This window comes from Paenibacillus sp. FSL R7-0163, from assembly GCF_037969975.1.
GTDB lineage: Bacteria > Bacillota > Bacilli > Paenibacillales > Paenibacillaceae > Paenibacillus_AQ > Paenibacillus_AQ odorifer.
The window spans coordinates 5,702,492-5,726,261 of the sequence record NZ_CP150224.1 but is presented as its reverse complement, the minus strand read 5'-3'; the positions used below and the strand labels follow the sequence as shown (position 1 = coordinate 5,726,261).

The window sequence follows — 23,770 nt, the reverse complement described above, 5'->3', positions numbered from 1 at the left end:
CATCTGTGTCCGATAGATGCCGGTGCCTCCTACCTGTAAATGATATCAAATCAAACAAAGGTGTCCCTAAGCCATGATGGCTTTAGGAACACCTTCGTTATTTTAAAGCGCCTCTTTAATCACCTTTTTGTAATAGAAGACGGACAATATTGCAAAGATCGAATACAAAGCAGTGTATAACAGCATCACCAGAATCATCGGTGTCCAAAGCTCTGTGCCGAATAAGAACCAGCCGGATTTAACGGCGAAGTAGCTGTGAAGCAGACCTATGACTAATGGAATACCGAAGTTGAACAATTGTTTCATCTGTATACCTCTGAGCAGATCACCTTGCGTGAATCCAAGCTTTCTCAGAATGGTGTAGTTAGGTTTTTCATTTTCACTTTCATCCATTTGTTTAAAGTATAGAATACATCCGGAGGTAATCAAGAAGGTTAACCCCAGAAAAGCAACGATAAACATAATGAGTCCCATATTTTGTTTTTGACCTTTTATCGACTCTAATTGAGAGTCTTGTTTGTTATTCTCATCAAATTTTAAGGTCTTGAAAAGTTCATTTGCCTGTTCAACGCTGGCCCGGACTTTCATATCAATCCCGATATTAAGGGAGGATCCTCTTTGAAGGGCAGGATCTAAATCCTTCTTTAAGCGCTTAAAGATCGATTCGTCTACAACCGCAACCGGTAAGCCACCACCTGTGTAATACCCTGAAATGGGACTTTCGATATCTAATCTTTTATAATCCTGCGGAAAAACCTCATGTAACCCTTTGAGTTCAATCGCACCTTTATCTTTCATAGTAACAAAATTATCCAATGTACTGCTTGATTTCGTGAAATAAGCTTTATCTGGAGTTAGATCAACGTCTTCAAGTGCATTTTCACTTATGACCGCCAGGGTCATAATATTTGAAAACATATTGTCTCCGTCCGGTTTTTTAACAAGAATCTCTTCAACATCTACATCGACCTGAAGGACTTGGGTCCTTCTTTCTGTAAATACTAAATCATTTGCCGTTAGGATCTTTGTAAATTGTTCAGCCTCTTGGGCATTCGTGAATACAAAATCCGTTGGGACATATTGCTTGGAAGTTTTCTCAGCAGAGTAAAAGGAAATGTAGCTAAGGGATAATAAACCCAGCGCTAGTGCCGATACCGTTGTAATGATGGTTAATAATACGGCATTGGATTTCATGCGAAACATAATGGAGGAAAGAGATAGAACCTCTCTAATGTTCAGATAGCCGTTTTTCCGCTTACGAATGATATGAAAAATAAAACTTACCGAGCCTTTATAAAATAGATAGGTCCCAATAATGACGGATCCCAAAATAGTAATCATGGATATAGCCAATTGATTCATTGAGGTTACGTCTTCGGTAAGTAATTTAGAGGAGAGCACATAGCCCAGTAGGATTAGGCCAATTCCGACAATCCCTATGATCATTTCAAAGAAGGATAACTTTTTCACTGTACCTTCTGTTGTTGAGGTCACCCGGAACAAGGATAAAATACTTTGTCTTTTAATAAATCCATAATTCATCAGCATGATCAAAAGATAAATCACACAGAATACGATCAACGTCTGAATCAAAGCTTCGATAGAGAAATGAAGGGAGGCTATAGCATCGACCCCCATTATCTTAAATAAGATCATGAGGATTAATTTTGAGATAGAAAAGCCAACCAATATCCCCAGGACCAAGGAACCGAAATACAGAATAAAGTTCTCTGCCGAAAGAATGCGGAAGATTTTATTTTTGGTCATTCCAATTAACTGAAATAAGCCAATTTCTTTACCGCGTCGTTTGATGAAGATCGTATTAGCATATAACAGGAAAATAGAGACAATTACGACTAGTAAAATCGAGGCAGCCATGATTGCTGCGCCCCCTTTGATAGAGCTTTCCAGCTCATCCATCGAGGGATCATATTGCAAGGTGACAAAGGCGAAATATAAGGCCACACTAAAAACTAGCGCAAACACGTATAGGTAGTAATTTCGAATGTTTTTTCGCAGATTTCGAATCATTAATACATTAATGCTCATTCTGCACACCGCCTAATACACCCTGTGTTTTTATAATGTCGTTGAAGAAAACTTGTCTTGATTGTTCTCCTTTATTTAGTTGCGTATAGATTTTTCCATCTTTTATAAAAATAACTCTACTGCAATAACTGGCAGCCACTGGATCATGTGTAACCATAACGATGGTTGCTTTTCGTTTTTGATTGAGTTCACTTAGCTTATTTAATAAATCAGAAGCGGATTTAGAATCCAGCGCCCCGGTAGGCTCATCAGCAAAAATAATACTTGGATCATGAATGAAGGCACGAGCTGCTGAGGTACGTTGTTTTTGACCGCCAGAGATTTCATTGGGGTACTTATTTTTTAATTCCAAAATCCCCAATTCCTTTGCGAGACTTTCGAATTTCTGATTGGCGGCTTTCTTGGGTGTATTGGTAATGGATAGTGGCAGCAGGATATTCTCCTTTACCGTCAGTGTGTCCAAGAGATTATATTCTTGAAAAATAAAACCTAAATGATTTTTGCGAAATTCCGCGAGCTGCTTCTCTTTCATATTGGAGATTTCATTGCCCTCAATGGTAATAGATCCGTTGCTGATTTTGTCGATCGACGAGAGTACGTTGAGTAGGGTTGTTTTACCTGAACCGGAAGGCCCCATGATGCCAACGAATTCGCCTTCTTCTATACGAATATCGAGTCCGCTTAACACGGATTGTTTGTTTAATTTATTGCCATAGCTTTTATGAATTTTAGTAGCTTCTAGAATTGCCATAATGATTCACTCCTTCGTTTCTTCTTGTATAGCCTTATTATAAAAAAGTTTATTGTTCTTATCCTGCGATTGCCCGAACAAAATATAAAAGCATGTGACATTGTTGTCACATGCTTGAGATTTTAACGAATTCATTTTTGAGTGGGAAGGTTAGCGTAAATGTTGATCCCGCTCCGAGCTTGGATTGAACTCCGATGATGATGAGTAATGATTGAGCTGCTTTCTGAGCTAAATATAAGCCCATGCCTGTGGCGGCATTGTCGCGATGTACAGTAGTGGAAGTAAACCCTCTGTCGAAGATGCGCGGCAGGTCCTTCGGATCTATCCCGCGCCCGCAATCCTTCACCTCAAGAACGATATGTTCAGCTTGCTGGTAGCTATTCACTGTAATATCAGAAGCTTCACTATATTTTACGGCGTTGGTTAGGAGTTGTCTGAGGATAAAAGCCAGCCATTTAGCATCACTAAGCACTTCAGCAGCTTCTAAGTTCAACTCAAAGCCGATTCCCTTCTGAATACACCAAGATTGTAATGTCTTAATCTCACTAAAAATAAGCGTTTCTATATCGATTTGCTCCATGTACAGGTCGTTTTCAATAAAGGGTATCCGTCTTTGATGGAGCTGCTGATCCAGCAGCAGGTGAATACGCAGCCACTCATAGGTCAAGTGCCCCTTCATAACATCATCTTCTATACGCTCAATCATTAGATGCATTGCGGTCAGTGGAGTCTTTACTTCATGAATCCAGGATAACAACTCATCCTTCTCTTGCTCCAAATTCATTAAATTGTCTGAAGCAGTCCGCTTTAACAATTTCACTTGGTTGGTGATGCTCTCTTCGATGATTTTCTCAAAAGGACTTTCGGCAAGAGCGATGCTTGTCAGATCGAGATCATCGTCCCGCTCATTTAAGCTTTTATAAAATCTGGTTTCCTTAGGATAGCGAATGACTAGAAAAATTACGAAAAAAATCATCGATAAAGAGACCAGATAGAGCACTGAAGACAGGGGGATGGTCGGGTCCATAAAGGTGATAAAGAGCATAAATAGATGTACAAAGAGAAAAAGCAAAATCCAACCGAGTCTTTCGAGCAGGTACTTTTTAATCATAGAGAATCCTCTTCAATGGCTACGTACCCTTGTCCAACCTTCGTCTCAATAAACGCCCCTAATTCAAGCTCGTCGAGCTTTTTGCGCAGCCGATTTACGTTGACGGTAAGAGTGTTATCACTAATAAAGCGCTTATCGTCCCATAAGCTATTAATTAATTCCTCGCGGGTGACGATTTTATTCTTTTTCTCAATGAGCAATTTCAATATGAAAATCTCATTTTTGGTAAGCTCAATCGTTCCCGTGTCGTTGGTCACTGAATTCCGTTCATAATCGACGGTGGCTCCGCACCACGTTTTGAGTTCAATGTTATCCGTATTGTAATTGTACACCCGCCGGAGAATGGCTTGCACCTTGGCAATGAGTACATCGAAATGGAAGGGCTTTTGGATATAATCATCGGCTCCCAGCTGCATGGACATCACCATATCTGTCGGATGATCCCGGGAGGATAAGAAGATAATCGGCAGATTAGAGTGAGAGCGAATCATTCTACACCAATGAAATCCATCGAATTTGGGTAATTGGATATCAATTATCACTAAATCAGGTTTGATTTCCGTGAATTCCTGCGTAACATTGTTGAAATCTTGAATGCCATATACATCATAAGACCACTGCGTAAGCCGTTCTTTGATCTCATTAAACAGCGTTGTATCATCTTCGATTAATAAAAGCTTGAACAAATCGGTCACCACACTTTTAGTTTCGTGCCTTGCATTTAGAATACGCTTAAATGATTGAAGCCATACTTTGATTGTGCTTAGAGCATTGCAGATAACACTGTCTGATAATGCGCAAATTCCTTCGTTTCATTAAACTGAGGGCACATTTTCAAGGAGAGCAGGGCGCTTTCGATTAAGAACTCTCTTGGTTCCTTGTTGTTCATGATCTCTTCTTGGATAAAATATAACAGCTTCAGTGCATTGGACAGGCTAGGATCATCGGCGGCGAATGATTTATCAATGATTTTTTTTAAGCTTACGGTCGCAAACGATAAATCATTATTAAAAAAATCAGTGTATTCAGCAACAGGCAATAGTTTCCCTACATGATCGGGGGAGATAAGTTGGATTCCCTTTTCGCTTACATCCTCAACAATCGTCTGGATAAGAGTAGTGCAATAATTAATGATTTGTTGAGAGGTAATGACTTCATTCATGGCACTGTTAATTTGCAGCATATGTTGCAAGATGCCTGTGAAAATGATGGCTCCATCCAGTAGATAGGGCTTCTTATCTTCAGAAAATATATGCAGGAAACGTTCATGCACCCAGGTTAATAAGGTGAATTTAGTTTTTTTGATGAACGTAATTAAGTCCGGATCATTGGAGACCAGGGCATCTTCAACCAGCTGCAACAATTTATTTTTCTTATTGATTTTCATAACCAGTTGAACTTGTTTAGCGAATATATCAATGTCAGAGGGGTCCTGGCCAATGAGCAGGCCATTTCTGCCTTCTTCCAGCTGGTCATGAATAGAGGTGAATACAGCTTTAAAGAGATCCCCTTTGGAAGGGAAATAATTATAAAAAGATCCTTTGGAGATCCGGCTGTGATTCAGAATGTCCTGTATGGATGTGGCGTGGTAGCCTTTTTCAATAAATAATTCATGTGCTTTTTGAATCACTTGCTCTTTCCGTTTATTTATCATCTTAGGTGCCCCTTTAAGCTGGACTCTTTTGTGCGAAAAAAACACTTCACGTAGAATAGACTAGCTTATATTTCCACTTAATACAATTTAGTTTTTAAATGAATTCTGACTTGCCAAGCAGTAAATATAAGAGTAATATATTCTACATTGTAACATAAGTTCAAATTTGAACCGACGGTATGATTATAGAATGGAGGATTCCAAAATGAAAACGAAAGAAAGTAAAGCGTCCTATGGGATTTTGGCAATCCTTATGATTGGTGCATTTGTTGCTTTACTAAGTAATACACTACTCAATATAGCTTTACCATCGATTATGAAGGATTTTGATGTCAGTGCCTCAACGGTACAGTGGCTATCGACGGGTTATATGCTAGTGAACGGGATCATGATTCCTTCAACGGCCTTTTTAATTCAAAAGTATACAGCGAGACGATTATTCTTAATCGCCATTGGATTATTTGCAATAGGGACCTTTATTGGAGGCTTTGCTCCAAGTTTCCCTGTATTATTGATTGCGAGAATGGTCCAAGCCTCAGGGGCCGCAATTATGATGCCATTATTAATGAATGTATTGTTTACCACATTTCCACCTGAAAAACGCGGCTCGGCCATGGGGATGTTTGGTTTGGTTATGATTTTTGCACCAGCCATTGGTCCTACACTGTCAGGATGGATTATTCAGCATTATGAATGGCCTGTGCTGTTCTTTATGATTGCACCTATCGCCGTATTGGTGTTCATTCTTGCCTTCTTCAAACTGCATGATCCTAAAAAAGATGTGGCTATTAAAATCGATATTCTATCTGTAGTTCTATCAGCGATTGGGTTCGGGGGTCTTCTATACGGCTTCAGTTCCGCTGGGAATAAAGGATGGGATGATCCAATGGTCTACTCCACCCTTATTATCGGGGTTATTGGTTTAGTGATATTCATAATGCGCCAGATGAGAATGAAGGAGCCTATGCTTAACTTCAGAGTGTACAAATATCCGATGTTCGCTTTATCCTCAGCGATTTCGATTACACTGAATATGGCGATGTTCTCAGCGATGATGTTAATGCCGATTTACCTGCAAAATATTAGAGGCATTTCACCTCTGGATTCGGGACTCCTAATGTTGCCTGGTGCGTTGATTATGGGGGTTATGTCTCCAATCACAGGTAAATTGTTCGATAAATTCGGCGGCAAAGTCTTGGCGTTAATGGGTCTGGCTATCGTAGTGATCAGTACGTATTTCTTTAGTGATCTAACTGAAACAACGAAATATTCGACACTTATGATTTTGTATTCTGTGAGAATGTTCGGGATTTCAATGGTTATGATGCCTGTGATGACCAATGGTCTGAACTCCATCCCGGCTAAATATACACCGCATGGTACAGCCATGAACAGTACGATTCAGCAAGTCTCCGGAGCGATTGGCGGGGCGCTGCTTGTAACGATTATGTCTAACAGTACCACTTCACATGTCAAAGATATGGTAGCAGAAGCTGTGAGTAAATTAACGGCTAAACCTTCTGCAGAGCAATTGCTTGGTATTCAAAACCAAGTCATCGCAAAAGCAACGATCGAAGGAATTAACGATGCGTTCTTAGTGTCAGTAGGCGTAGCCATCATTGCCTTTATCCTAGCTTTCTTCATAAAAAGAGGGATACAGCCTAAGGATACGGAAACAGTCGAAAAAAAAGTGGCTGTTAAACAAGTTTCATCCGCTAGATCGATGTAATTTGCTATGCAGAAAGACGCTCACCTGTGGTGGGCGTCTTTTTTGTCTTAATTAAAAATAGAGCTCTGAGTGAGTCTTGGTCCATCCTGAATGACCGTTATGGAGTCGTTTCCACCTACATAAATTCTATTTATGAGCGGGTTTAGCACAGTACTGCCTGATACAGAGGGGAATCTTGCGAGCCGTTTAAACGTGGTGGCGTTATAAACGGACATATGATTTTTATCGAAATTACCAACAAATAAATGATTTGTATTCGGATTAATGGTTATGTTGGAGGAAGTAGGAAGAACCTTTGTTGTAATGATTTTGTTGTTATTTCCATTGATGACGAATAGCTTTCCTTTACCTTCAACTTGTGCACTTGAAACAAAAATACGGTTCGTCAGGGGATTTATAACGACCTCGCTTTGCAGACGTCCCAGCTGTACATTACGCAACAATTTGTTGGTTCGGCCATTGATCACAGAAAGAAACCGGCTTAAGTTATTAGCGACATAAATACGATTGGTAATTTTATTAAGTGCTGGCGCTATCACGGGGTTACTTCCGACTTTTATTGTCGCAATGATAGCCTGTGTAGTTCCGTTAATGACGGTGACGCTATCATTTGCTGTATTGGTCACATAGACACGGTTTGTAAGCTCATTGATAACGATTCTGGATGGGCGTCCACCGATTTCAATCTTTTTGCGGACCTGATTTGTTTTCCCGTCTATGACGAATAGGGTTCCGAATGCGCTAGTTACATAAATCAGATTGGTTCGAACATTCACTCCGATATTGTCTGGGAATCGGCCTACTTTGACAGTTTTGATTACCTGGTTTGTCCGCCCGTTTATGACAGAGACATTTTCGTCACGGAAGTTAGGTACATAAATCCGGTTGGTTCGGGGGTTGATTCCGAGCTGAGACGGCAGTCTTCCTACAGGGATCCGAGCGATAATGCGATTAGTTCTGCCCTCCAATACCCCGATAGTTCCAGCCTCGGTGTCTGGGTTTACAAAGTATACTCGATTCGTAACGACATTTACTTTTATATCTCCGATCGGTCCGGCAGAGCGGACTGTAGCAATCACTTTTGGCTGCGCCATGCTTTTACCCCTTTCCAAGTGAATAGATACTTCATTATATTTAGGCTTAGGCAAAAGGGTACTTCATTTATCCTTGCAAGATATATATTAGGAGTGTAGAATGGTACTCCATTATCCAAATATTAGGTTAGGTGTAAGCGTTTTATTTTTTGAAAAATTGAGATTGATTGGAGGTTGGGGTTGAGATGGTGAAATCAGTGTTGTCGGATATTTTATTAACACCTGATAAGACGCAGCTTCATAGTGAATTGTTAGAGGAAATTGGGCAGTATATCACGCAAGAAATTCTAAATCATCCGTTAATGAAAGAGGAGAGTCAGCGGGTAAGTATTCTCCTTGATGGATCGACCGCACTTGGTGTGGTGGATGAGCAGTCGGATGTGGATGTAATCATTATTTGTCAGGACGAGTATTATAGCAGCATTAATCATCGGTTCGAGCAAGCGGGGTTGATCCCGGAGCAAAGTAGTTTTTTTATGGATTTACGACTTCCCAGCGGCAAGTCCGGACATTACACACTGCATAAAATATCAGAAATTAAAGCGGCGTTAATGAGCGGAAATATGGAATGGCTGTGGAATGCTTCTATTTCTTATATCTACTATGACCGATTGGATGTAAAGTCACTTTTTGATGCCTATGTCCCCCTCCAACCTGAAGTCCTAATGAGATTTCGTAAGAATTCATACATACAGTTAAGAAGTTATGCCAAAAGCTTAGATAATCCTGTAGTGCGTGGCGACGCCTTTCCTATTTTATTTTTAGCGGTTTCTCTTTATAAAGAAGCATTACGCTGTGCCATTACTATTGAAGGTTATCCCTACCCCTACGACAAATGGCTGGTACCTGTAGCCAAACAAACGACTGTCGGACGAAAGATTACGGAGTGTGCGGGCGATTTTTGGAGTTTTATTAGAGATGATGAATCCTTTGCCCCTATGTACCAGGAGGATAATAACTTTGTCAAAATGGAAAAACGTTTCCGGAAGATACTTGTAGACGAATTCCGCATGCGGGGGATCAATGAACCTTGGTTAGTAGAGTGGTGGAAGTTTATGGAGGATTGAGTGTAGGGTGAGTGTTGAGTGGTTGGGGTGGTTGGAGAGGTGGCGGAGGGAGTGAAGTGGTTATTGTGAGGTGAAGCTACGGTGGACTGTAGTGGCTGTAGTAGCGTAGTAGCTGTGGTGGCTGGAGAGGTGGCGGAGGGAGTGAAATGGTTATTATGAGGTGAAGCTATGGTGGACTGTAGTGGCTGTAGTAGCGTAGTAGCTGTGGTGGCTACGGTGGTGGAATGGTCGGGTGGTTGAAGTGGCTATAGTGTTTGGGTAAGTGGCTGTAGTGATTAAGTAACTTAAATGCCCCCCCTTCCTCCTCTTGATTATGGTAAGGTATATTGAAGTGAAATTTTAGTGAGAGGTGATTATATGGACGGGACAGTTTCAATATTAGGAGTTCCCTTTTCAAAACTAACACTACATGAGACAACACTTCATCTAACAAAACATATTCAATCCGGAGAACCGAAACTTTTCCATTTGATCACGGCTAACCCGGAAATTACGATAACAAGTCAATCGGACGAGCTGCTACGAACCATACTTCAAGAAGCGGATTTAATCACTCCTGACGGGATTGGCATTGTGATGGCTTCAAAAAGAAAAGGCGATCCTATTGCTGAGAGGGTAACTGGATATGAGCTGCTTCTTGAGCTTTTGGAGCAAGGAAATAGCTTGGGATGGAGTTTTTATTTCTTGGGAACAGATGAGCTTACCAGTTGTAAAGCGGTCGAAAAGATCACGGAGTTATATTCGAATGTGAAGATTGCAGGAAGACATAATGGTTTTCTTACCAAGGAAGAGGAGCCTGCCATTGTAGCAGAGATTCAGCGTGCACAGCCGGATTTTCTGATCGTTGCGATGGGGGCGCCATACTCTGACAAATGGGTATATAAGCACAAACAGGAGCTTACGCAGGTAAAAGTTGTTTTTGGCGTGGGGGGCAGCTTGGATGTAATAGCGGGAAAAGTTACTCCTGCACCAGCGCTATGGAAAAAACTCAATCTGGAGTGGTTGCATCGACTTTTGTTCGCTCCAGTTGCGAAGGGACAAAAGTCGCGATGGCGCAGACAGGCAGTGCTGCCCAAATTCGTGTTCCGAGCTATGATTAAGAAATGAAGAAAAGGCCTCGTTTATGGGGGCCTTTTTTGGTTCGGTTGGTGTGAGAGGAAGAGGAGGCAGGTGTGAGAGTAGGAAGTAAGGAGTAAGGGGAAGAGTAATAGTGGTTAGTGGGAGTGAGGTGAGGAGTAGGGGGAAGAGTAGGAGAGATTAGTGGGAGTAAGATGAGGAGTATGAACAAGAGCAAGTAGTGGGATTGAGGTAAGGAGTAGGAGTAAAAGTGAGTAGTGGGAGTAAGTGTAAGAGTAGCGAGTAGAATGTAAGTGCGACTATAGTTGTGACCTTTAAACAAATTAATAATAATAAACAACACCGATTCTGGTTGATGCCATAGCCTCGTATTTAATTCAAGCTAAAAGCTAAAGGGGTACAATAAGGGGATAAATTCCCTTGAGTCACTGGAATTCCGCCCGAAGAGGCAAAAGAAAGGCAAAAATCCCGTAGAATGAGCCGAGTCCGGCCCGAAGCAGCAAATCAACGGTATAAATCCCGTAGAATGAGCCGAATCCGGCCCGAAGCAGCAAATCAACGGTATAAATCCCGCAGAATGAGCCGAATCCGGCCCGAAGCAGCAAATTAACGGTATAAATCCCGCAGAATGAGCCGAATCCGGCCCGAAGCAGCAAATCAACGGTATAAATCCCGCAGAATGAGCCGAGTCCAGCCCGAAGCAGCAAATCAACGGTATAAATCCCGCAGAATGAGCCGAATCCGGCCCGACGAAACAAATCAACGGTATAAATCCCGTAGAATGAGCCGAGTCCGGTCCGACGAAGCAAATCAACGGTATAAATCCCGTAGAATGAGCCGTATCCGGTCCGAAGAAACAAATCAACGGTATAAATCCCGCAGAATGAGCCGAATCCGGTCCGACGAAGCAAATCAACGGTATAAATCCCGTAGAATGAGCCGAATCCGGCCCAACGAAACAAATCAACGGTATAAATCCCGTAAATGTCCCCCAGCCCAACCCGGTTACTATCCATTACCAACACGGAGGCCGTTTTCGCCACACATTTAATGTGATCCCTACTATGATGAGTGAAATTTGTTAAATGAGCAGATACATCCGCACCAATTGTAAATATGTTAGGGAGTTTATCGCTGCAAAATAAAAAACTGACACCGCTATACCAGCGATATCAGTTTACAGTGCTTAGCGATTAAGCTAGCGGCTGCCTATTTTTAGCTTGTTCCTCTCGCATCCACTGTGACAACTGGCGTTTGAGCTTAAGGAACTCGGGAGAGTCCGTAATCTCATCACGGCGTGGCCGCGGAAACGGCACATCGACTGTATGCAGGATGGAGCCGGGGCGGCCGGAAAATACATAGATACGATTAGAGAGCAGCAACGCTTCTTCGATGTTGTGAGTAATGAACAGCACAGAGCGGCGATTCTCTTCCCACAGCTCAAGCAGCCAGCGCTGCATTTCACTGCGAGTTAGTGCATCGAGTGCGCTGAAAGGTTCATCCAGCAACATTAGCTCCTGCGGAGCGAGCAATGCTCTGAGAAAAGCTGCACGCTGCTGCATCCCGCCAGACAGCATATGCGGATAAGCATGTTCGAACCCGCTTAACCCAACCTTGGCAAGCCACTGGCGTGCTTCCTCGCGGGCTCCATCCCGCAGTGCGCCCTTGATCTCCCCAGCAAGCAGCACATTATCCTCAATCGTACGCCAAGGAAAAAGAGCAGGCTGCTGCGGCATATAACTAATTTCACCGCGTTGACCTGTAACGACCTTACCGTTCATGCGGATCGTGCCTGCATCGGGTTTCACAAGGCCGCCAATCATATGGAATAAGGTGCTTTTTCCGCAGCCGGAAGGACCAACGATCGAAACGAATTCTTGTTGCTCTACCTTGAGAGAGACATTATTCAGAACTTTTGTCTCACGGCGACGATGGAAAAAAGATTTGGAGATGCCGCTCACTTCAAGGGCGGGTGCCGCGGTATGAGCTTCAGGAGAGCTGATGACTTCTGTTGTTCTGTGTTGCATTTGCATCGCTTGAGACATACAGGCATCTTCCTTTCTATGAGTTACGGTGCGGCTTCCAGCGAACCAGCCATTTTTCCAGCAATGCAATAATAGCAAAGAGTACAAGACTTAAAAGTACAATAATAACAATAGCGACAAACATCCGATCCGTACGATAAGCGGATTTCTGCAGAAGCATATAATAGCCAATACCCTTATCCGCGCCAATCCATTCAGCGACCACGGCGCCCATAACCGCATAAGTAGCAGATATTTTTACACCGGAAAATAGTGCCGGGATAGAAGAGGGCAGCTCCAGCTTGGTGAAGATTTGCCACTTGCTTGCGCCAGCCATTTTCATATAATTCATCATGACCTGATCACTTTGGGCCAGGCCGCCCATCGCAGCGACAGCTACAGGGAAGAAACATACTAGTGTAATCAGCACGATTTTGGGCAAAAGACCAAAGCCGAACCAGATAATGAGCAGGGGGCCGAGCGCGATGGAGGGAACATTTTGACTCAGAATAATGAGTGGATAAAAAGCCCGTCTAGCCCAAGGCAAAAGATGCAAAAGCAAAGCGACGATCAGACCTACCCCCGTACCGATGGGAAAACCAATTAAAGTGAGCCGCAGCGTAGCCATCGTATGAGCCCAAAGACCAGAAGCGTTACTGGTGGATTCACGGGCAATATCAGCAGGACTCGGCAGAATCCAGGATTCAATATGAAATACAGATACAGATAGCTGCCATACGGTTAAAAAGAAGACGACCGCCACAAGGGGCGGCCATATTAGCTTCCAGGTCGATCTCACGGCCGATATTTCTCCGTCAATTTATCCATGCTGATTCCGTTAGGATTATGAGCGATTTTGATCTGCGAAATTACGCTTGGACTGCCTGCTTCGATCAACGCCTCTTGCATCTGACGCACAACCTCCAGCAGCTCGCTAAGCTCACCTTCCATTGTGGTTTCCAGCGGATTCACCTGATGTTTAACACCGGATTTTTGAATGACCTCAATCGCTTTATCTACGTATGGGATGGAATCCTCATTGTTCGGAGTTTTTGGAATTACTTGAATGCTTAGTAGGGTGTTAGCCACAATAATCAATCCTCTCATTTTATATGGTAAGTTCAAAAAGCCAACTTTGATAACGAAGTAATTCAGGAAGCAAACTCGACATCGAATCTTGAACGAACTTGGGAAGTCCGGTACTCACGTACCACATCACTACGCTCCGTTCCTCCTTCCTCAAGTAACGTCCAACCTTCTTGGTTCTGAAAGCCGTCTTTTTGAACTCTTAAATTATAAGGTAAGTTCAAAAAGCCAACTTTGATAACGAAGTAATTCAGGAAGCAAACTCGACATCGAATCTTGAACGAACTTGGGAAGTCCGGTACTCACGTAGCACATCACTACGCTCCGTTCCTCCTTCCTCAAGTAACGTCCAACCTTCTTGGTTCTGAAAGCCGACTTTTTGAGCTCTTAAATTATAAGGTAAGTTCAAAAAGCCAACTTTGATAACGAAGTAACTCAGGAAGCAAACTCGACATCGAATCTTGAACGAACTTGGGAAGTCCGGTACTCACGTAGCACATCACTACGCTCCGTTCCTCCTTCCTCAAGTAACGTCCAACCTTCTTGGTTCTGAAGTCCGCTCTCTACTCCGCCGGTAAAAAATCATTACTGAATGCACTAGCAGCATCCAGCGGTTTATCCAGCAACTTCAGATCATACATCCAGTCGCCGTAATTTTGCCAGACCTCGGTTTTTTGCTCGCCCCAGCGGGCAGCATCGTCCTTGTATTTTGGGCTAAGCCATTTTTGGCTAGCTAGGACAAGGTCGGCGTCCAGGTCAGGAACGGCCTTCGATAACATACCGGCAGCCTCTTCCGGATGATCAATAGCATATTGATAACCTTTTGATGTGGCTTTCATGAAGGCCTTCACCAGCTCAGGATGATCTGCAATTTGCTTCTCACTCGTCGTCAGCACAGGCGTGTAATAATCGAGCTGTGGCGCATAATCCTTTAAGTACAGCATATCCAATGGCTCGCCACGCAACTCAGCCTCAACGCCAGTCCAAGCGTAGAAAATCCAGGCGAAATCAATGTCACGTTTGACGGCGGTAAAATAATCAGCTTCACCGATACTGATCAGCTTCACCTTTTTCACATCGCCACCTTCAGGATCCATGATAGCTTTCATGGCTGCTTCTTCGGCTGGTGAGCCCCAGCCTCCGTAGGTTTTACCTTCGAAATCCTTTGGTGATTTAATATTGCGATCTACTGGAGCGGCGAATCCCGACGTATTATGCTGAATAATAGCTGCTATCGAGACAAGGGGTACGCCTTGTAGACGGGCTAGCGTTAATCCTTCTTGGGCGCTGATGCCAAATGCGGCTTCGCCAGAAGTAACCATAGTATCAGAACCCGCTGCGCCTGGCTGAACGATTTCGACGTCCAGACCTTCTTCAGCGTAGTAACCAAGATCCTTTGCTACGTATAGACCGGTATGATTCGTGTTCGGTGTCCAGTCGAGCGCGACTTTAACTTTGGTGAGCTCTTTTGGAGCATCCGTCCCAGCCGCTGCAGTTGGATCAGTAGCATTTGCTTTGTTTCCGGCTGTATTCCCATTGTTGCTGCCGCATCCGGCAATGGCAAGAATGAGTACACAGGTGAGGCACAACGTAAGTGCTTTTTTGAGGTGCATGTCTTCTTCTCTCCTTTAAGGTTACAAGAAATCCGTCTTCACAACATGAACCGTAAAGTGTAGTATGTACGTTTTTCTACATCTTTTAGTGATCTTACAAAAAAAGCGCCCCGAGTGATCGGGACGCTGGCTTGGCGCAAGGTTAGTCAAGGTCACAGGGACCAGAACCAATTGGCGATTCCTACGCTGGCATTATCCAGATCAGGTATAAGGGTCAGTATCTTGTGGGATACAATCTCAGCCGGCCAATTCCAGCACCCCTGGTTCTATGAAGTTAACGGGTATTTCTATGTGCAATATAAGTAAGTATAAGTTTTGTACCCATACTTTATATCTTATATTTCTCGCATACGGTGTATTATAGACGGCTGTACTCGGAATGTCTAGTAGTGCACTCCTGAATTTTTCCAATCCAGTAGTTTCTTTTTTGCTAGTCTAGATCTTTATATTTCTTGCGGTGACGCCGTTTAAGCTCACTAACCAGCGCCCCTAGCGTGAGGACAACGCTGATCAGAATCCCGCTCATGATCACGAAGAGGGCAAGAAATTCAAAGGGGGAATATCCAATCATTTTACTCCATTGAATCTTTCCATCCAGATCGTCAATGACCTGATTCATGCCGTAAATCCCGCTTACTACCGTAAATACAGTGAGAATCATCAGCAGATTATCCCGTCGCTTGGACTGAAACTTATCCTGATACTGAAACAGGTCATTTAAGGTTTCTTTCACTTCCTCGAATAAAGCGTCGTTTCCGTATACTTTACGCAGCTGAAGAAATATCTCCCGGCCCTGCGACTGGGAAATCAACTCCAAGAAGTAGAACTTTGCCGAGAACTTATTGATGGAGTAGATTAGATTGTCTATTTCCTCATAATCATGATTAATCCGAAGTCGGGAGTGCATATTGGCGAGCTTCAGCAGAACGATTTTGTGGAAAATATTGAGTAAAAATCCGTAATAATATTGCCCGTACATCTGGTTGGCTAGACTAACAGCAATCTCCTGTTCAGCCCGGGTCATGCAGCAAAAGGTCTGCTCATTCATCATATAATACGTGTCTGGGCCCCAGCGATTATAGGAATGCTCATGACAATAGTTTGCAATATACGCTGGATCGCTTGCACTGGCATAGGGCTTTCCGTTCAGATCAATTCCATCAAGCTGTGAGGCGCGATAGCGTAGATTTACACTAATCTCATCAGAACCTTCTTCATTCTGAAAGCCGTAAAAAGCTTGCACCTGCATTCTTTCATCTACGAAAAAAGGAAGGGTCTCAAAATAAGCCCCATTGATATCCGATTGATCCAGATATGGCTCCAGTCCATCCACCAAATTTCGGAAGACAAAATCCTCTACCATCTCATAGGTCTGTTCCCCGCAATGAATATAAGTGTAGTCATCCTGTATGAAGGTTTTCTCTAGCGCACGGAAACGATCCGCGAATTCTAGGGCAATACTAAAGGGAATCGAATCCCCCTCCAGCTGGACACGTATCGTCACGAATCCAAGCTGAAAGGGACATATGAATATATCCGTCGAGAGAATTTTGAAAAATATAGATTGCTGCGGAATCTCCAGAATGCAGTCGAGATTATTTACTCTGGAAAAACGGCGAAACGAGTCGGCATCCTTCCTGCGCGGAAAAAGGACGTGTGCGGCAAACGGTAAATAGGTGCGCTCCATTCGTTCATGGGAAACACAGTAACCTTCTCCATAATAGGCAGCTTCCAGTTCTTTGTTATCCAGAAAAAAACGTGTGAATCCGTCGTCCTGTAATTGCTGGATAAGCTGCTTAGAATCGCCCTTTTTTATAGAGAAGGGAAATATAAACTGCATAAGCGCAGTATGTAACAAAGGCTCAGTTGAAGACTCATTTAAAGACTCATTCATTCATTGTCCATCCTTGTGCTCAGAATATGCTTATAGATCACATTACCCTAAAAGGATAACGTTGATACTATTCTAAATACGGGAACTCTTTCCTTCCACCGCTTGCCTGGCTTGGAATCTCCATGCGGCAATGCTTAGCAGGAACAAGAAGGCAGCAAAAGTGGCAAGTAATCCGGCTGTTTGTGCCACTTCTAAATGGTCCATAGACCAGCCCGTAAACAGAGGTAGCAAAGCACCACCAACGCCTCCGGAAGCAATCATAATGCTGGGTGTTGACTCTTCGGTGCCAGGCAGCATTTTGCTGGAGAAAACCAATGCAATGGAGAAAATACCGGACATAAACAGCCCCAGCAGCAGAATTACAATGAAAGCAGCCATACGATTTTCAGTGAACGGAAAGAGTGTCAGCAGTAACAAGGTTAGTAAACAGCTGCTGAGAATGTACACGCGATAAGATATTTTTTCGGCAATTACACCCGCAAACAATCTTCCTGTAGACATCGCCAGCCAAAAGAAAGTGACTGTCAGTGCTGCCGCAGACTCTGTCATCCCTAGCTTGGCAATAAAGATAGCCGGCATAAAGTTGACTAAACTCATCTCTGTGCCTACATAAAGAAAAAAGAAAACGATGAAGATCCCTAGCAGAATCCATTGCTTACCTTTATACGGAAATTTTTTGTTAGAACGTGAGCTTGAGGAATGCGAATTGTCTGCTCCTTGGACAGAGGCACGTTCATCCAGCATGCGTTGTAGATTACCGAAGTGTCCTCTTGCCCAGAGGATAAGAGAAATCAAAGAGAAGGCAGCGACGATTAGAAAGGCCAATCTCCACGCTCCGGCAGCAATGAGCGGACTGGCGATAAGCGGCATCACGAGTGCGCCTATCCCGAATAGAACTTCGAGCCGGCTCATCGCAATAGCCGTTCCTTCGGTTACAGCACCAATAATGATGGTGCCGATAACCGCTTCGATCATCCCGAAACCAAAACCTGCGGCAACAGCGATAAAATACATCCAGCCCCAAGGCGGTAGAAAGGCATAGGCAACTTCTGCAACTATTAGAAGACTGGTGGCAATGAGGATGCCTCCACGTTTACCGAAGCGGCGATTAAGTAGGGGAGAGACCAACACGCCTGCTAGAAAACCAGCGAATTGACTAAAGATTAATTCACCGCCAGCACTGTAATTTTGATCATAATGTTGCAGTAGAACGGGCAGAATAGATCCCAGCACAACATGTGCCAGACCGATAACGAAGTAGGAGAGACAGCCGATCCAAATCAGTTTTTTCACGAAGTAAGCTCCTTATCTTGATGTAGTTTATGGAGTAAGGTCGGATTCAATGTGAACCTGAAGGGTACATTATAATAAGCACCATTGTTATGATAAATCCAAACGGTGAGCTTGGATATATAAACTTTTGTTTACATGCTTGAAGGGAGAGATTTACGTAATGGATAACAAACAACTGGAACAACTCATTATTAAAGCATTGGATGACAACAAGTTCGGTTCCTTTGGTACGATCGAAGAAGGAAATAAGCCGAAAGTACGTTATATGGCCATTTTCCATGAGGGTTTGAAGATTTATTTGGCTACAAATCGCAAAACTCATAAAGTGGAGGAGTTATCCGATAATCCGAATGCTTTTGTACTGCTTGGCTATGAGGCCGGCGGAAGCAAAGATTTGCTGGAGATTGAAGCGACCGCTACCGTCTCTAAGGATGAAGGCTTGCGCTCCAAGGTATGGAATAAAGAGCTGGAGCCATGGTTTACTGGACCTGATGATCCTAATTATGTGATTTTGGAGCTTACTCCAACACGTATTGAGTATGTAGGTAGCAATAAAGAGCATGGAGTATGGCAGCCATAAGCTATAGCCTTGAATTGATCAAACAGCCCTCCTATCCCCTATGGGGTAGGAGGGCTGTTTGATGTGTTATAATGACTTCAACTTTTTAGGTATTCATATCGGGGAGGAGCTAAAGCTACATGAGCGTTACTCTGTTATATATTGAAGATGATCGTGAGATTGGCAGCGTAGTGTCTGCTGATTTAAGCGAAAGAGGATATAGTGTCCGCTGGCTACGGAGCGGCGAAGGTGCGATGGAAGAAGCGGGCGCCTGCCAACTGGCTATTCTCGATGTTATGCTTCCTGGTCTGGATGGGTTTACGATCGGGCAACGATTGAAACGTTCCTACCCTAAGCTGCCCATTTTAATGCTCTCTGCCCGAACCTCGATTGATGATAAGCTGCAAGGTTTGGAATTCGCGGATGATTATTTGACCAAGCCTTTTCATCCGGATGAATTGGCCGCTCGAATCGAGGTGCTGCTCCGAAGGAATGGGGCATCTGTTCAGGATTCGCTCACACTTAAACATCTAGTCGTATATGAAGGGGATAACCGCGTGATGAATGCTCAGACTCAGGAAGAAATCATGCTTACAGGCAAGCAATTTCAGATTTTTTCCTATTTGCTGCGTCATCTTAACCAGATTATGACGAAGGAGCAGATCTACGAGGCCGTGTGGGGTGAGGCTTATATCGAAGGGGATAAAACTCTGATGGTACATATTCGTTATTTGCGCGAAAAGATGGAGCTTGATCCGGGTAATCCGGAAATTATCGAAACTGTCCGTGGGATCGGATACCGGGTAAGAGCATGAGAGGATTGGAGCGCATTCGCAAGAAACGCAATTCCTCTTTGTTATCAGGGTATTTGCTAATTATCGTTTCTGCACTGCTATTTATCCCTGTGGTCCTTCCGCTGTCTTTTGTTGGCTACAATATTGTTAACGAAGTGACTAAAGGTGCCCCGCCTGTAGATACATCCCTGTATTCGAATATTGCACCGCTGGAGACTATGTGGCATAAGGAGGCACTTCACTTAGAAAATGCTTCTTCGGAAGCCATAAATCAGCGGCTGCATGAACTGAGTCGAAAATACACTGAGACTACTATGTTTTGGGTAGACGGGCAGGGAAAAACCCAGCTGATTCTCACACCTGATGAAGGGGATACGGATAAGATTTACCATGAAGTTCCTGATCAGTGGACTGCGGCTGAGGCTATTTCATTTATGAAAGAAAGTACGAATCGTGATCCTTTAGCCATCGTTGCTTTCGTGGGGGACAAGGTGGAGGCAGGCAAGGGATTTATAGTGATGCAAATTCCAAGTGAGCTGCTGAACAAAGGGGCTTATGGGGGATTAGGGGCTTGGGCTTGGTATAACTTTGTGTTATTTACCCTTTTTGGAGGGTTCGCTCTGGTTTCGTGGATGTTCTTTAGAAAAATTCGCAAACGGCTATTGCAACTGCAAACCGCGATGATGATTACAGGCCCGGATAGAATGCCTAAGTCTATAGTGACAGGCAAACTGGACGAGATCGGTCGCCTGGAGGAAGCTTTTAATACGATGGTAACCAAACTGGATGAAAGCCGACGCAGGGAAATAGAAGAGGAAGAGTTGCGTAAGCGTCTAGTCTCGAATCTATCTCACGATTTACGTACACCTCTAACCGTCATTCGCAGCCATATCCATGTTATGACCAAAGAGGATCTGACCTCAAAAGGTAAGCAGTCCTTACAGCTTATGGATGAGCGTATTGCGGATCTTAGCGTCCTGATCGAGAATCTTTTATCTTACAATCTGCTCAATAGTGGACGGGTAACCTTAAAGCTGGAACGTAAAGATGTTTTACGCTTGTTGCGGGAAAGTGCGGCTGCTTGGTACCCCGTATGGGAAAAAGAGGGCTTCGACATTGATATTAACCTGGAAGCCGAACCGCTATTCTGGAGGGTGGATGAGGTCTGGTTCCGCCGTATTCTCGATAATTTGTATCAAAACATTGTACGACATGCCAGCAGCGGGCATTATGTCGGGATCTCAACGGAGCAACGTAATGAACAACGTGCCATAATTATTGCGGATCATGGTCGAGGCATTCAGAGTCCATCCGATTACAAGGGGGCAGGTTTGGGATTGTCTATCGTCGATCTTTTGATGAAGCATATGGAGCTGGAATGGGTTATGGAGAGCACAGGCGAAGGCACTTCTATTGTAATCTTTGATCCGCGTCGTGAAATTTAAACAAAACTTAAACTTGGCACTTCCTTGTTCTTAACCTTGGGACGTTATGCTGTATACCGAGGTGAAGAACATGGAAGAAACAGTGATTAAAACTAAGGATTTATTGAAAAAATATCGTGGCCGGGCTGCGGTAGAAAATTTGAATTTAAATATCCGCAAGGGTGAGATTTATGGTTTTCTGGGTCCCAACGGAGCTGGGAAAACTACAACAATCCGTATGCTGCTTGGCCTAATTACACCGACATCTGGAAAAATTGAAGTGTTCGGCCAGGATCTTCGGAAGAATAAGCTGCAAATTTTACGGAAGGTAGGGTCGCTTGTCGAATCCCCCTCGTATTATGGGCATCTGAGCGCTGTGGACAATCTCGAAGCGATCCGCCGCATTCTGGATGTTCCGAAGTCACGAATCGCTGAGGTGCTAGATATTGTTTCTCTAACCGGGGAAGAGAGACGTCCGGTCAAAGGGTTCTCCCTCGGGATGAAGCAGAGACTTGGTATCGCAGCTGCCTTGTTAGGGAATCCAGAGCTGCTTATTCTGGACGAGCCAACGAACGGACTCGACCCGTCAGGGATTCAGGAAATTCGTGGGCTTATCAAACGTTTGCCACAGGAGCAAGGAATTACGGTTGTAGTATCCAGTCACCTGCTTAGTGAAATTGAACAAATGGCAGATACCGTGGGTATTATTCGCCAAGGGCAAATGGTGTACCAAGATACAATAGCTAATCTGCAACAACAGGCTGCTGGCGAGATACGCCTTGCGGTTTCGGAACCAGAGTCTGCGTTACGTCTCGCTGGAGGCCGGGGGTATGAAGGGACACTACATGAGCAAAAACTGATTTTTTCAAGAATGAACGATGCAAGAGTAGCGCTGCTAGTCAAAGCTTTGGTAGAGAATGGGCACGCTGTCTATCGTGTAGAGGAGCGGAGACAATCGCTTGAGGACTTCTTCCTACAGGTTGTGGGAGGCGGGGAATCATGATGTGGCGGGCGTTGTCAGCGGATTGGCTTAAAATCCGCGGCAAAGGAATTTGGTTTCTAGTGTTTCTAGGACCGATTGGTCTAGTAGCCATGCAGGGCCTTAACTTTGGCCTTCGTTATGATTATCTGCGTCAGCAGTATAGCGCGGATTTATGGGGAGGACTACTGGATAATGTGTCCGGGTTTGTGCCCACAGCTCTTTTTCTGGGAGGCACTTTAGTATGCTCGCTGATTGCAAATGTCGAACATCAGATGAGCTCGTGGAAGCAGCTCTTGGCACTGCCTATCTCCCGTACTTCAGTGTTTATGGCTAAGCTAACGCTCTGTCTGCTGCTTGTGGCAGTTTCCTGTTTGTTGCTCTCAGTGGGGATAGTTGTTTTAGGGCTTATTTTGGGCTTCAAAGCTGATCTTATTCCTTATGTGGATGTACTCAGAATTGGCTTTATGTCCTATATTGCGGCTCTGCCGGTCATCGCGCTACAGCTGTGGCTTTCCCTGGCTAATCGTAACCAGACACTGCCGGTTGCCCTGGGGATCACATTATCCTTGACGTCATTTTTCTCCATGTTCCTTTCGGAGTGGGTGCCTTTAACATGGCCATATTTGGCGTGGGACTCCTCTAATCGCCTCTTGTTCAGCGGTGCGGGTCTGCTGCTGGGAATGCTGGTGTTTTTGCCGGGTGCAGTGCATTTCGCTCGAAAGGATGTGGATTAAGATGAAGTCATTTTGGAGAGTATTATCCTCAGAGCGATTAAAAATGTCTAAATCATATGTTTGGCTTTTAGTCATAGGAAGTCCGGTTTTATCACTGGTTCCCGGATTGTTATCGGATAATCAAGGCGAGAAGATGACTTGGGAGCTGCTGTTAAGTGTGATGTCAATGATGCATGCTTTGCTGTTTCTGCCTGTGCTTTCAGGCATTTTTGCGGCCCTGATCTGTCGTTATGAGCATCATGACGGTGGCTGGAAGCTATTGTTGTCTCTGCCTGTAACCCGGTTGTCGGTGTATCTCTCAAAATATGTGATGATCATCGGATTGCTGGCTGCTGTGCAAATAACGTTCCTCGTTATGGTGCTGGGAATGGGTTTGTTCCGTGGGGCTCCAGATCCAATCCCTTGGGCTCTACTGCTAAAATCAGTATTTGGCGGCTTTGTAGCCTGCCTACCACTCGCCGCATTGCAGCTGGCGATCTCGCAAAGCTGGAGCAGCTTCGGCGCACCGCTGGCGCTGAATGTGAGTCTGACCATTCCCAATATACTGATCGCTAATTCTTCAACCTACGGCCCCTATTATCCTTGGGTACAGCCGATGTTAGCCATGAGTCCTTATGGTGATGACGGATTTGGTGCCTTTAATCTGCCTTTAGAGACACTGATGATGATAGTGGGAGGGAGCTTGATTGTCTTTTTTGCCGCAGGACTAATCTCCTTTTATCGTAAAGCAGTCTAATTCATAATCAGAGGCTATAAACTCCTCCTCAATGGACATCCCGTGCTGTTTTTCTTATAATTAAAGAATATAATTAGCTAAGATGGAGGAGGGCGAGAG

The 23,770-nt window shown here is 44.0% G+C and carries 22 protein-coding genes and 1 riboswitch; of the genes, 9 read left to right on the top strand and 13 right to left on the bottom strand.

Going from position 1 to position 23,770, the window contains the following annotated elements:
• Nucleotides 1-102 precede the first annotated feature (102 nt).
• The 5 genes from NST45_RS25130 to NST45_RS25110 all read right to left on the bottom strand — a co-directional run bounded on the left by NST45_RS25130 (nt 103) and on the right by NST45_RS25110 (nt 5,565).
• Nucleotides 103-2,049: an ABC transporter permease gene (locus NST45_RS25130; RefSeq protein ID WP_038568418.1), complete on the bottom strand. Its 1,947-nt coding sequence runs from the start codon at nt 2,047-2,049 to the stop codon at nt 103-105.
• A complete protein-coding gene (locus NST45_RS25125; RefSeq protein WP_038568421.1) occupies nt 2,039-2,800 on the bottom strand; it encodes an ABC transporter ATP-binding protein in 762 nt (253 codons plus the stop codon). The genes NST45_RS25130 and NST45_RS25125 overlap by 11 nt, the downstream gene beginning before the upstream one ends.
• Before the next feature lie 106 nt (nt 2,801-2,906).
• Nucleotides 2,907-3,911, bottom strand: a complete 1,005-nt coding sequence (locus NST45_RS25120) for a sensor histidine kinase (RefSeq protein ID WP_076185674.1) — start codon at nt 3,909-3,911, stop codon at nt 2,907-2,909.
• Complete coding sequence (locus NST45_RS25115; protein WP_076124606.1) at nt 3,908-4,597, bottom strand: response regulator transcription factor; 690 nt, start codon at nt 4,595-4,597, stop codon at nt 3,908-3,910. The genes NST45_RS25120 and NST45_RS25115 overlap by 4 nt, the downstream gene beginning before the upstream one ends.
• Nucleotides 4,598-4,674: 77 nt before the next feature.
• Nucleotides 4,675-5,565 carry a TetR/AcrR family transcriptional regulator gene (locus tag NST45_RS25110; protein WP_249267784.1) on the bottom strand — a complete coding sequence of 297 codons (891 nt, stop codon included), beginning with the start codon at nt 5,563-5,565 and terminating at the stop codon, nt 4,675-4,677.
• A 205-nt stretch (nt 5,566-5,770) separates the two neighbouring features.
• Between NST45_RS25110 and NST45_RS25105 the strand changes: the two genes are divergently transcribed.
• Entirely contained in the window at nt 5,771-7,294 is a 1,524-nt protein-coding gene (locus NST45_RS25105) for a DHA2 family efflux MFS transporter permease subunit (protein ID WP_339824114.1), read from the top strand.
• Nucleotides 7,295-7,341: 47 nt separating this feature from the next.
• Here the strand turns inward: NST45_RS25105 and NST45_RS25100 are convergent, their stop codons facing one another.
• The gene (locus tag NST45_RS25100) at nt 7,342-8,388 is read right to left on the bottom strand and encodes a YncE family protein (protein WP_339824112.1); all 1,047 of its coding nucleotides are present in this window, start codon (nt 8,386-8,388) and stop codon (nt 7,342-7,344) included.
• A 185-nt stretch (nt 8,389-8,573) separates the two neighbouring features.
• On the opposite strand from NST45_RS25100, the gene NST45_RS25095 reads away from it, so the two are divergent.
• Nucleotides 8,574-9,455, top strand: coding sequence for a nucleotidyltransferase domain-containing protein (locus NST45_RS25095; RefSeq protein WP_339824110.1), 882 nt, complete (start codon nt 8,574-8,576; stop codon nt 9,453-9,455).
• Nucleotides 9,456-9,812: 357 nt separating this feature from the next.
• Entirely contained in the window at nt 9,813-10,562 is a 750-nt protein-coding gene (locus tag NST45_RS25090; RefSeq protein ID WP_038568435.1) for a WecB/TagA/CpsF family glycosyltransferase, read from the top strand.
• 395 nt (nt 10,563-10,957) lie between these two features.
• Here the strand turns inward: NST45_RS25090 and NST45_RS25085 are convergent, their stop codons facing one another.
• The 7 genes from NST45_RS25085 to NST45_RS25055 all read right to left on the bottom strand — a co-directional run bounded on the left by NST45_RS25085 (nt 10,958) and on the right by NST45_RS25055 (nt 18,442).
• The gene (locus NST45_RS25085) at nt 10,958-11,575 is read right to left on the bottom strand and encodes a hypothetical protein (RefSeq protein WP_339824108.1); all 618 of its coding nucleotides are present in this window, start codon (nt 11,573-11,575) and stop codon (nt 10,958-10,960) included.
• A 150-nt stretch (nt 11,576-11,725) separates the two neighbouring features.
• Nucleotides 11,726-12,559 (bottom strand): ABC transporter ATP-binding protein, encoded by an 834-nt coding sequence (locus NST45_RS25080; protein ID WP_076107449.1) that lies wholly within the window; start codon nt 12,557-12,559, stop codon nt 11,726-11,728.
• Nucleotides 12,560-12,593: 34 nt separating this feature from the next.
• A complete protein-coding gene (locus tag NST45_RS25075; protein WP_339824106.1) occupies nt 12,594-13,355 on the bottom strand; it encodes an ABC transporter permease in 762 nt (253 codons plus the stop codon).
• Nucleotides 13,352-13,645, bottom strand: a complete 294-nt coding sequence (locus NST45_RS25070; RefSeq protein ID WP_036682688.1) for an MTH1187 family thiamine-binding protein — start codon at nt 13,643-13,645, stop codon at nt 13,352-13,354. The genes NST45_RS25075 and NST45_RS25070 overlap by 4 nt, the downstream gene beginning before the upstream one ends.
• A gap of 560 nt (nt 13,646-14,205) precedes the next feature.
• Entirely contained in the window at nt 14,206-15,255 is a 1,050-nt protein-coding gene (locus tag NST45_RS25065; RefSeq protein ID WP_076273109.1) for an ABC transporter substrate-binding protein, read from the bottom strand.
• Nucleotides 15,256-15,416: 161 nt separating this feature from the next.
• A riboswitch (TPP riboswitch) is annotated at nt 15,417-15,527 on the bottom strand.
• 158 nt (nt 15,528-15,685) lie between these two features.
• Nucleotides 15,686-17,149 carry a hypothetical protein gene (locus tag NST45_RS25060; RefSeq protein WP_051491254.1) on the bottom strand — a complete coding sequence of 488 codons (1,464 nt, stop codon included), beginning with the start codon at nt 17,147-17,149 and terminating at the stop codon, nt 15,686-15,688.
• Nucleotides 17,150-17,221: 72 nt separating this feature from the next.
• On the bottom strand, nt 17,222-18,442 hold the full coding sequence (locus tag NST45_RS25055) for an MFS transporter (protein ID WP_076103825.1): 1,221 nt from the start codon (nt 18,440-18,442) through the stop codon (nt 17,222-17,224).
• Between the two features lie 160 nt (nt 18,443-18,602).
• On the opposite strand from NST45_RS25055, the gene NST45_RS25050 reads away from it, so the two are divergent.
• The 6 genes from NST45_RS25050 to NST45_RS25025 all read left to right on the top strand — a co-directional run bounded on the left by NST45_RS25050 (nt 18,603) and on the right by NST45_RS25025 (nt 23,671).
• A complete protein-coding gene (locus NST45_RS25050; RefSeq protein ID WP_076103826.1) occupies nt 18,603-19,022 on the top strand; it encodes a pyridoxamine 5'-phosphate oxidase family protein in 420 nt (139 codons plus the stop codon).
• A 119-nt stretch (nt 19,023-19,141) separates the two neighbouring features.
• Nucleotides 19,142-19,816: a response regulator transcription factor gene (locus NST45_RS25045; RefSeq protein WP_339824104.1), complete on the top strand. Its 675-nt coding sequence runs from the start codon at nt 19,142-19,144 to the stop codon at nt 19,814-19,816.
• Nucleotides 19,813-21,240: a HAMP domain-containing sensor histidine kinase gene (locus NST45_RS25040; RefSeq protein ID WP_076103828.1), complete on the top strand. Its 1,428-nt coding sequence runs from the start codon at nt 19,813-19,815 to the stop codon at nt 21,238-21,240. The genes NST45_RS25045 and NST45_RS25040 overlap by 4 nt, the downstream gene beginning before the upstream one ends.
• 70 nt (nt 21,241-21,310) lie before the next feature.
• Nucleotides 21,311-22,222, top strand: a complete 912-nt coding sequence (locus NST45_RS25035; RefSeq protein WP_036682661.1) for an ABC transporter ATP-binding protein — start codon at nt 21,311-21,313, stop codon at nt 22,220-22,222.
• Nucleotides 22,219-22,935, top strand: coding sequence for an ABC transporter permease (locus NST45_RS25030; RefSeq protein ID WP_076101308.1), 717 nt, complete (start codon nt 22,219-22,221; stop codon nt 22,933-22,935). The genes NST45_RS25035 and NST45_RS25030 overlap by 4 nt, the downstream gene beginning before the upstream one ends.
• Nucleotide 22,936: 1 nt before the next feature.
• Nucleotides 22,937-23,671: an ABC transporter permease gene (locus NST45_RS25025; protein ID WP_036682657.1), complete on the top strand. Its 735-nt coding sequence runs from the start codon at nt 22,937-22,939 to the stop codon at nt 23,669-23,671.
• The last annotated feature ends 99 nt before the right edge of the window (nt 23,672-23,770 follow it).